Source organism: Methanomicrobium sp. (assembly GCF_055145805.1).
Genome location: NZ_JBSREC010000006.1, coordinates 1 through 9,892 on the forward strand (window position 1 = coordinate 1; position 9,892 = coordinate 9,892).

A 9,892-nucleotide genomic window follows, 5' to 3' on the forward strand; every position below is an offset into this window, starting at 1 on the left:
ATCTCTATTGCCTCTTTTATCTCATCCTGGGTGAGTCCCTGTTTTCTGAATTTTGAAAGATCCAGACCTGCCTCTCTGGCCTTTATTGCAACAATAGTCTGCTTTCCTTCCGATAAATCAGAGCCCTGATCCTTGCCGCTCTTATCAGTTGTAGCCATCAGATCAATTAGGTCATCCTGAATCTGAAAAGCAATGCCACTGAAATATCCCCAGTCATGAAGCGCCTGGACCTGCTTGACATCTCCGCCGGCAAGAGTCCCGCCGATTGCTGCCGCTGCCGCATAGAGCTTGCCGGTCTTTTTCCCCACCATGTCAATATATTCATAATCCAAAACATCATCGCGTTTTTCAAAAGACATATCCTCATGCTGTCCCTGACAGATTTCAACGCATGTGCGGGCAAGAATATCCACACTTAAAACCTTGGCGTAATTTTCAGCAAGAGATTTGATAATAAGCTCAAAAGCCTCCGCATAAAGAACATCACCCGCAAGAATGGCCGTAGGCATATCCCACTTGCAGTGAACTGTCGGAACACCGCGGCGTTGTAAATCATCGTCCATTATGTCATCATGAACAAGAGTGAAAGTATGTGTTGCCTCCAGAGCAAGCGCTGCCGGAAGAAGCTCACGTGAACATCCTTTTTTGATAATATCTGCTGCAAGCATAACAACAGCCGGTCTCAGCCTCTTTCCACCGGCTAAAAGAAGATATGCACTTGCCTTGTTCAGCTGTCCGGGAGCTGCCCCAAAAAGACGGAAAAGCTCAATATCAACATCCTCTGCAGTTTTTTCAAGATATTCTTCAAGTTTCATGTATTAAACACCTTTAAGTTTTTATTTTGTCACACAAAGTTTCATGCCGTTTCTTAAAAGATGCACATCATTTCCAAGAGTGTATCCGCATTCACTTGCAAGCTTCATGTATTCGCCTGTCATGTCAATATCCCCGTGTGCAGGGATGATGTGCTGTGGATTTAGAAGGCTGAGCACCTCATAATGATCCTCACGCTGTGCATGGCCGCTCACATGCATTCCTTCAAATATACGTGCGCCTTTCATTCTGAGAAGGGTTTCCTGATGATATCTCTGGCCGAAGTTCATCGGATTCGGAATAATAGTTGCACTGTACATAACCTTGTCTCCCTTATCGATACGATAAGGTGTGTTTCCCGCAGCAAGACGGGTCAGGATTGCACCGGGCTCTCCCTGATGTCCTGTGACAATAGGAACGTATTTTTCCTTGCCTTCCTTCATCATACGGCGCATCGTCCTGTCAACCGTCTTTCTGTTTCCAAACATTGACAAAGTCTCGGGGAAACTTACCTGTTTCAGCTGTTCGGCTGTTGAGGAATATTTCTCCATTGATCTGCCAAGAAGGACCGGTTTTCTTCCGATCTCATGTGCACATTCCGCAATCGTCTTTACACGTGCAATATGCGATGAAAAAGTGCTTACAATCATTGCATTTTTATCATCTTCATAGCTTGTCATCACATCGCGGACAAGCTTTTGCGCAACTCTCTCGCTCGGGCATCTGCCAGGAAGCCTGACATTTGTACTCTCAATAATAAGTGCCAAAACGCCTTCCTTTCCAAGTTCACGCATTCGTGCAAAATCAGGAGGATTTCCAAGAACAGGTGTTCTGTCAAGCTTGAAATCATTGGCATAAACAACAATTCCGGCAGGAGTGTGTAAAACCGCCATTGCAGTATCAATAATTGAGTGCTGGACATTTACAAACTCAATACTTAGGTCCTTTGATATCTCGTATCTGTATTTTGAACCGGCATTTAATGCAAAAACCTTATTTGTAACTCCGAACTTTTTCTCTCCTTCAATCTGCTGTTCAATTAACTTCGCAGTATAGGGAGTTCCGATGATCGGGGCATTGTAGCGGTGCGCAAGTTTTGGAATTGCACCTATGTGATCAAGGTGTCCGTGTGTGCAGACAATCGCCTTTACACTGCCTTCCACCGTATTCATTATGGTATCGTCCGGAATGGCCTTCATCTCGATTAGATCGAGAGAATGCATATTTTCAACTTCTGCATCCTCATGGATCATAATCTGGTCCAGTCGCAGACCCATATCAAATATTACTATCTCTTTGCCGTAGCGTACGGCAGTCATATTCCTGCCGACTTCATTATAACCGCCTACGGCTATTATTTCTACATCCATATTTTTAAACTCCTGAAATTTCAGATATTAATCATTTCTCTTGTAATTCCCGTAATATAGGTCCTTACTTTGGAAAGAGAATCCAAATCCTGCGATCCTGTAAGATACATGGAAACAACAAGCTCTCTTTGAATCTTTTCTATCTCTGCAGCAAGGGAATCATAACTTTCCATCGCCGGTTTTAAAAGCGGAAGAGCCATCCCGCAAAGAGATGCACCCAGTGCTACTCCCTTTGCAATATCAATACCGCTTCTCAGACCACCGGTTGCGATAACGGGCTTATTCTGACCCGCAATTTCAATCAGGGATACTGCTGTCGGAATACCCCAGTCAGAAAATATTCTGCCGGTCTCTGCAAGGCTTATTTCTTCTGCCCGAACCGCTTCAACAGCAGCCCAGGATGTTCCGCCAAGACCGCCGGCATCTATTGCAGAAACTCCGCAGCCCCACAATTTTTTTGCAGTTTCCAAAGAGATTCCGCAGCCGGTCTCTTTTACAATAACCGAATACTTTGATGTCTCGCACAGTTCTCTTATTGCATCAAGACAGCCTTTTGAATCATGATCACCTTCAGGCTGTATCGCTTCCTGTAAAGGGTTTAAATGGATACATATTGCCTGGGCATCAATCATTTCCACTGCCTTATCAGCCCACTCGGGACCTTTTTCACAGAGCTGTATTGCGCCGAGATTTCCACAGATAAATGCTTTGGGGGCTTTTTCACGTACAATTGTAAAGCTATCCTCAAGAGAGGGATTTTCAAGCGCTGCACGCTGTGAACCTACACCCATTCCGATATTGAAATGCTCTGCCGCACACGCAAGCCGCCTGTTCACTTCAAGTGTATCAGGATGACCGCCTGTCATTGCCGCAATAAAAAGAGGTGATGTGAGATTGTGACCAAGGAATCTCACCGATGTATCTATCATTTCCATATCGCATTCGGGAAGTGCGTTGTGCACAAGTTTCACATCATCAAACCCTGAGAAACCGGCCTCAATATTTTTCTCACAGCAGATCTCAAGGTGCTCTCTTTTACGTGAGGATGTATATTCTGATTTTTGTATATTCTCCAACCCCTTATCCGTACTGAAAAAGGGCATCTGCAGAGAGAAGAATTAAAAAAACAGCCCTTTGTGAAGAACTTAAGCGCCCCTCATTTCTAAAATGGCCCGTTTTTTTGTTTTCCTTCAGGCATTTCTGCCGTTCGACACTATGTGGGATTTTGTGTCTTTTTTGCCCTTATTCTACTATTTCCACACCACTTTATCTCTGATAATACAAATCCTAAATAGGTCAGGTAGAGGCCTTTTTGGAATTTTTTATATCAGAACGTTTTGTGGACATTTTCTCTGGTGACAACCGTGCCACCGTGGTCGCGCCCGTCTAAGAAATCACCGGTTCGGGATACGTGGAATATATTTGATTCAATTCCCTTTTCAGCCAGAGTGAGAAGCTCATCAATCTTGCCCCGCATTCCGCCTGTTACATCTGTATTACCGGATTCGTTTATTTTTAGATTCCGGGCGGAGACTGCATCAATGTGTGGTATCACACAACCGTCCTTTAAAACACCCGGTACATCCGTTGCAAGCCCGATTCTGTCAACAGAAATGCTGCCTGCAAGATAACTTATTAACTGATCTCCTGAAACAATGCAGGCTCCCTTCTCCTCGTCCATTGCGACATCTCCGTGAAGCACAGGTACTATGCCGTTTTTTACAAGAAGCTCTATGGGCCCGCATTCAAATGATATTAGACGTCCGTTTTTCGCAGTACATGCATCTAGCGGGTGCAGACCTACTGATTCCACACCGCTGGCACGAAGCGCGTTTACCACTGCATCATTCAATTGCCTGACAGCATGATGTGTGATAAATATACCTGCTTTATTTGTTTGATCTAAGCCCTTATCAAGGTGATGCTCTTTTGCCTCGGGATGACCACAGGAACCTGCACCGTGAATAATTATCGGGAATATATCTTTCCTTGCAGAAATTTCCTCTGCAAGGGCAGAGATCCTCTCACTATCCACCCTGCATCTTCCTGATTTGTCGGTTATTACACTACCGCCCAGTTTTAAAATAATCAGCTCTGCCATATTCGTCCTCTTTTCTTACGCCATCAGTATCAATTGTTGTTATAATAGCCCTTCCTTCTGCAGCCTCTATTGCCGCTGCAACCTTGCTCTTTGAACGTTTCGGGCAGAGTGCTATCATACATCCCCCTCCACCGGCACCTGTCATTTTTGCCCCGTATGCACCTGCTGTACGCGATGCCGCTATAAGACGTGACAACGCAGGATGCCCCACCCCCAGTGCCTCCAGGAGCGCATGATTGACATCCATATATTTTCCAAGAAGCTTTAAGTTTGAAAAATTATGCAGCGAACGCAATGTAACAGCCTCAATCGCATCGAGTATAGGATCTACCACAAGAGGATTGCTGGCCCTAAATTCCCCTACCATCTCAACAAGCTCGGACGTCTTATGAGAGACCATCGTATTGCCGATAACAATATTAAAATTCTCAGGCGGAAGTCTTCTCCTTTTGCCGTCTTTTATAAGGACAATCCCCCCATATGCCGAAACAAATGTATCTGTCGGGCTTGCACGTCCCTTCTGGACTCTCTTTTCAATTTTATATGCAATTGAAGCTATATTTGATCGTCCCAAATCAAGCCTGAACTCATCATTTATTGCTGACAGTGTTGCGACTACAACAGCTGCAGAAGAACCCAGACCTGATGAACTTGGAAGCTGGGAGTGAATATAGACACTTCCCGAAACTCCGGTCTCCTCAAAACAGCCCTCTATATAAGGAGAATTGACACGTGGAGGATTTCGGGATTTTCGGACCGTTACGTATACTCTCGGTTTTATAGCCATGGCCAGACCTGGTTTTCCGAAAACCACCGCATGCTCGCCAAATAAAAACACCTTGCCAGGTGCACTCCATGTAGCCATATATTTATTTACTCCACTGCCATTGCCGCATAACCGACTACCTGAAGATAGTCCTTTGTGACGTCACCGCTTGTCGAATAGTTAAGGAGAACTCCTTTATTAGCCCCCCTCATCCTGCAGTACTCCACCATCACTGTTATCGGACCATATCCGCACGCGCTTATACCCTCATCAAATATGCGGCGATAAAATTCAGCCGTATTGAGATCTTTTAGCGCATCTATAGCATATTTATCATATTTTAGAGCCCGTGATTCAGGCACATAGTGCGAGAAGTCAGAAGATGCAACAACTATTACATCTGATTTTGTATCTGAAACAGTATTATAGATTGCTTCTGCCATTGCAAGTGCATTTGCCCGACCCTGGTTTCCCATTAAAACTGCAACAACCTTCGCATCAGGGAATCTGAATTTAATAAAAGGCATCTGAACTTCAAGGGAATTCTCCTGCCGGGCATGAGCAAAATTATCCTCTTTTATTGCCATTGAAAGTTTTTTTGAAAGAAAAGAATCATTTTCAACTGTTCCAAGAGGAGTCTGCCATGAAAGTGTTGATATGCAGTCGGGATATCCGGCATGGCTCGGCCCGACAACAATAAATGTTCCGGAAAAATCACTCCTTATCGAGGAGTAGGCATGTGCTGCAGAAAGTCCAGAATAAGTAATTCCTGCATGAGGAGAGACAATACCAAGAGCGCTCCCGGTATATTTTAAAGAAACATTTCCAAAAAATTCAGTCAGCTGTTGCCTTAAAAGAGCAGGATTGTCGGGGTAAAATATCCCTGCAAGAGTTGCCCTGCGTGTCACCATGAAAGTGATATATACCCTTAAAAAGATTATAAGTCTATCTCAAAATCTTCCTGAGTAAGAGTTGTTGTAATTCCGCGTGACTTTAAAATCTCCCTTGTAAGGAGGAAGTAAATCATGCTGAGGGCTTTTCTTCCCTTGTTGTTTGTCGGAATTACGAGATCAATGTATTTTGTGATGTTGTTTGTGTCACATAGTGCAACTACAGGGATTCCACACTGTACCGCTTCTGTTATTGCCTGTGAATCTCCGATAGGATCTGTTACGATAATTACGTCAGGTTCCACGTACTGGGAGATTCTCTGATTTGTAAGCATTCCCGGGATAAAACGCCCGACTTTGGACGTTCCGCCAATTGCATCTGCAAATTTCTTTGCAGGGTACTGGCCGTACTGACGGGAGGTTACTACAAGGATGTTTGCAGAATCAAACTTTGAGAGAAATTCTGCTGCGGTCCTGATGCGATCATCAGTCTTCTGAATATCAAGGATATATAAACCGTCTCCGCGTACGCGGTAGATAAATTTTTTCATATCCTGGCTTTTCTGCTGGGTCCCGATATGGACACCTGCAGCAAGGTAATCTTCAACAGGGACAAGTGATTCATTAAGTTCTATTTCAATTTCAGTTGCGTTCAATACATCAGCTCCTATTAATTCTAAGTTCTTTTTACGGTGATAGGTATGACACCTTTCTGGTACTCTTCAATCGCGATCTCAAGAGGATCTATCTTCTCGGTTTTAACCAGAACAGGGGCGCCCATCGATATTTGAAGGGAACGTGCTCCTACAATTCTGGCTCTTTCATATCGGGTGTATGATTCCATTATGACTCCACAAAATTTTTTTCTGCAATAATTTTTGGAAAATGGGGTCGCTGAGATTCGAACTCAGGTCACAGCATCCCGAACGCCATAGGATTCCAGGCTACCCCACGACCCCCCCTAAATTTATTGATAAGGGTTGAGATCGTCAATGATCTCCTTATGCGTGAGCAGCATACGCCTGCAGCAATAGCGCTCAAGTCCGAGATCATCGAGAATCGCTTGTGGATTCTCTCCGGCATCTCTTCTTCTTTTAAACTCTTCCCATTCGGTAGAAACTACCTTTCCACATGTGAAGCACCGGACTGGTATCATTCTGATCTCTCCCTTATATTTTTACAAGTCTTAACGATAAGACTTTTGGAATTTTGCTCTTGCACCGCGACCATGCGGCTTCTTCGCTTCTTTCTGACGCGAGTCATTGACAACAAGAGTCCTGTCATATTCAAGGAATGTGTCTTTGATCTTCGGGTCATTGTGCCATTCGACAATACCACGTGCAAGTGCTGTTCTTACAGCCTCTGCCTGCCCCATGTAGCCGCCGCCTGAAACATCAATGCTTGCATCAACGCCATCAAGGACACCGGGTACTAGGAGAAGTGCTTCTGAAATCTTCATGCGCGAAAGCTCGGTCCCATAGATCTCAAGGGGTACGGAGTTGATACGGACACGTCCTTTACCTTCCCTAAGAGTTGCACGGGCAATTGCTGTCTTTCTCTTACCGCTTGTATTCACAACTTTAGACATATTAAAAAACCCCCTTAGAAATTCGCTCCAAGGCTTTTGCTGACTGCACCGACCGTCACATACTTTGGTGTTGAAAGACCCTCAATGTGAGCGGATTCGATAATCTCAACCTCTGCACCTGCAAACTGTACCGGAACACCGACATATACTTTGACAAGCTTGAGTGCCTCTGCACCACGCTGTCTCTTGTATGGAAGCATCCCCCTTATTGTACGCTTTACAATGTGTTCAGGCCTTCTCGGGTAGAACGGACCGCCTTCTCTGGAACCGCGCTTGCGTTTTGTATCATAGTCTTCAAGGATACGTGCCCTTGAACCGGAGATAACTGCATTCTCTGAATTTATAATTGCAATCTCTTCTCCCTGAAGAACACGTTTTGCCACAATACTTGCAAGCCTTCCGAGACGAAGGTCTGTTGCATCTATTACAGTTACCATTTCCTTCACCTCAGAATTCTGACTTTTTTACCCTCGGGATTTTTCTTAACGAGGTCTTCTATTGTCATACAGGTTCCTTTTGCGTCCATAATCTTGGTTACAGCGGAATCGCTGAAGTTCAGTGCCGCAACACTGACTCCGGCTTCCAGAATGCCACTTCCAAGAACCTTGCCCGGCACAATCACAGTTTCACCCTCGCGGGCGTACCTGTTTATCTTGCTCAGGTTAACTTCTGCGAAGTTATTGCTGGGCCTTTCCAGTCTCTTTGCAATCTCGCGCCATACACCTGATTCATTTGCCCTTGATGCTTCCTTAAGCATTGATACCAGGACAGAATAGCGTGGATTTGTCTTTGCAGCTCTCTTCATTTTTAGATCGCTCCAGATATATTGGTTAATACATTCACCAGACTCTCGGATTTGCCTTTGATATTTGAAAGTCCGCGCATGATAATCTCTTTTACGTCCATCGAACCGTCGCTTTCCACGACAAAGATGAACCTGGTATTATCAGGATTTACGCGAATTGCAGATTTTTCAATTCCGCTTGCCATACATGCTTTTTCACATAGTCTGCACATAGAGCAGAACTCAAGTCTTCCGTCAATTAATTCGACAGATTTCTTGTTCAGTTTCAGGATGCTGCGCGGACATTCCTCAACACAGGCACCGCAGGCATCACATCTGTCGTCAATTGTGATGACAGGATATGCTTTGTATCCACAGGCAAGTGTTGGCTGCCATTTAGCATGTTCAAGGCCGCAGTTTATCTCGGCATGAGCTTCCAACACCACTTTCTGCCCTTCTTCCAGTTTTACAATTGGAATGTCCGGGCTTACCGGTGCTGCGTCAGGGTTCTGTGGGATCAAATCACTGGATTTGATAGTGCACGGACCCTCAACACTGAGTGTATATACTGATTCGCATGCTGAGCACCCCTTGCCTTCGCAGGAGCACTCTGACTTTTTCTTGTATTCTGAAAGGTTTGTCCTGAGCGGAATGAGACCTAAGCGATGTGAGAGGATCTCGTCGAATAGTGCACTGGTATTGTCATATATCATCACATCTTCGATTGCCAGTTTTGGCACCTCACCAATCATCGTCCTGCGCAAAGTATTTGCAAACCCCGAATTTGCATCGGAGAGAACAAATTTTGCCACACAACTCTCAAGTCTGCTGAATGCAATATCCATTAATCAGACTCTCCTGCCCCTTCTTCCACCTTTAGCACGAATGCTGTCGTGTGGAACGGGCGTTACATCCTCCATACGTCCAATACGGACACCTGCACGGGCAAGTGCACGAATTGCAGCCTGTGCTCCGGGGCCGGGGCTACGCTGTTTCCCTCTTCCCGGTGCACGCACTTTTACATGAAGACCGACAAAGCCCTTGTCTCTTACTGCCTGGGCTATGTTCTGAGCCATCTGCATTGCGGCATATGGTGAACTCTCATTGCGTGCCTGCTTTACAACCATTCCGCCGGAAGACTTTGTTACAGTCTCTGCACCGGAAAGATCTGTTACTGTTATTACAGTGTTGTTAAATGAGGCATAGATATGAGCAACGCCCCATTTTTCATTTGAGTCTGCTGCCATTTACGCTCTGCCTCCGGATTTTATGCGTACAAGCTCAGGATGAACTTCGTTTCTCATCGGGGATGTACCGTAATATCCAATTGAAGACTCTTCGGATTTTTTTACACGGTATCCGGGAATGCTTACTTTTCTTCCCTCAACCATGATATGTCCGTGTGTGATAAACTGACGTGCCTGCTTTGGGGAACGTGCAAGACCGCGTCTGTAGACAATAGTCTGAAGACGACGTTCAAGTTCAGTCTCTGCCTTCATAGCAAGAACATCACCAATACCAGCACTTTCTCCAAGAAGTCCGTAGCGTGCAAGGTGGCCTAAAAGCTCATCTTCCTTTCT

General features: G+C 45.1%; 15 protein-coding genes and 1 tRNA gene. All 16 read right to left on the reverse strand.

Annotated features, from left to right (window positions below):
- On the reverse strand, positions 1-815 hold an 815-nt coding region (locus ACTB1O_RS00380; protein WP_462993157.1), incomplete at its 3' end, for a polyprenyl synthetase family protein.
- A 21-nt stretch (positions 816-836) separates the two neighbouring features.
- A complete protein-coding gene (locus ACTB1O_RS00385) occupies positions 837-2,183 on the reverse strand; it encodes an RNase J family beta-CASP ribonuclease (RefSeq protein WP_462993158.1) in 1,347 nt (448 codons plus the stop codon).
- A 20-nt stretch (positions 2,184-2,203) separates the two neighbouring features.
- Positions 2,204-3,250, reverse strand: coding sequence for a type 2 isopentenyl-diphosphate Delta-isomerase (fni, locus tag ACTB1O_RS00390; protein WP_462993171.1), 1,047 nt, complete (start codon positions 3,248-3,250; stop codon positions 2,204-2,206).
- A gap of 260 nt (positions 3,251-3,510) precedes the next feature.
- Positions 3,511-4,284 carry an isopentenyl phosphate kinase gene (locus ACTB1O_RS00395; protein WP_462993159.1) on the reverse strand — a complete coding sequence of 258 codons (774 nt, stop codon included), beginning with the start codon at positions 4,282-4,284 and terminating at the stop codon, positions 3,511-3,513.
- Positions 4,250-5,149 (reverse strand): mevalonate kinase, encoded by a 900-nt coding sequence (gene mvk, locus ACTB1O_RS00400; protein WP_462993160.1) that lies wholly within the window; start codon positions 5,147-5,149, stop codon positions 4,250-4,252. The genes ACTB1O_RS00395 and mvk overlap by 35 nt, the downstream gene beginning before the upstream one ends.
- An 8-nt stretch (positions 5,150-5,157) precedes the next feature.
- Positions 5,158-5,961: an AmmeMemoRadiSam system protein B gene (gene amrB / locus ACTB1O_RS00405; protein WP_462993161.1), complete on the reverse strand. Its 804-nt coding sequence runs from the start codon at positions 5,959-5,961 to the stop codon at positions 5,158-5,160.
- Positions 5,962-5,987: 26 nt separating this feature from the next.
- On the reverse strand, positions 5,988-6,596 hold the full coding sequence (rpsB, locus tag ACTB1O_RS00410) for a 30S ribosomal protein S2 (protein WP_462993162.1): 609 nt from the start codon (positions 6,594-6,596) through the stop codon (positions 5,988-5,990).
- Between the two features lie 20 nt (positions 6,597-6,616).
- Complete coding sequence (locus ACTB1O_RS00415) at positions 6,617-6,784, reverse strand: DNA-directed RNA polymerase subunit K (RefSeq protein WP_462993163.1); 168 nt, start codon at positions 6,782-6,784, stop codon at positions 6,617-6,619.
- Between the two features lie 42 nt (positions 6,785-6,826).
- Positions 6,827-6,899 (reverse strand) — tRNA-Pro (locus ACTB1O_RS00420).
- Positions 6,900-6,907: 8 nt separating this feature from the next.
- Positions 6,908-7,096, reverse strand: a complete 189-nt coding sequence (locus tag ACTB1O_RS00425) for a DNA-directed RNA polymerase subunit N (protein WP_462993164.1) — start codon at positions 7,094-7,096, stop codon at positions 6,908-6,910.
- A gap of 30 nt (positions 7,097-7,126) precedes the next feature.
- Positions 7,127-7,528 (reverse strand): 30S ribosomal protein S9, encoded by a 402-nt coding sequence (locus tag ACTB1O_RS00430; RefSeq protein ID WP_462993165.1) that lies wholly within the window; start codon positions 7,526-7,528, stop codon positions 7,127-7,129.
- 14 nt (positions 7,529-7,542) lie between these two features.
- Positions 7,543-7,965: a 50S ribosomal protein L13 gene (locus ACTB1O_RS00435; protein ID WP_462993166.1), complete on the reverse strand. Its 423-nt coding sequence runs from the start codon at positions 7,963-7,965 to the stop codon at positions 7,543-7,545.
- A 5-nt stretch (positions 7,966-7,970) separates the two neighbouring features.
- Positions 7,971-8,333 (reverse strand): 50S ribosomal protein L18e, encoded by a 363-nt coding sequence (locus tag ACTB1O_RS00440; RefSeq protein ID WP_462993167.1) that lies wholly within the window; start codon positions 8,331-8,333, stop codon positions 7,971-7,973.
- A 2-nt stretch (positions 8,334-8,335) separates the two neighbouring features.
- On the reverse strand, positions 8,336-9,157 hold the full coding sequence (locus tag ACTB1O_RS00445) for a DNA-directed RNA polymerase subunit D (protein ID WP_462993168.1): 822 nt from the start codon (positions 9,155-9,157) through the stop codon (positions 8,336-8,338).
- 3 nt (positions 9,158-9,160) lie between these two features.
- Positions 9,161-9,559 (reverse strand): 30S ribosomal protein S11, encoded by a 399-nt coding sequence (locus ACTB1O_RS00450; protein WP_462993169.1) that lies wholly within the window; start codon positions 9,557-9,559, stop codon positions 9,161-9,163.
- Positions 9,560-9,892: 30S ribosomal protein S4 (locus ACTB1O_RS00455; protein WP_462993170.1), on the reverse strand; the 333-nt coding region annotated here is incomplete at its 5' end.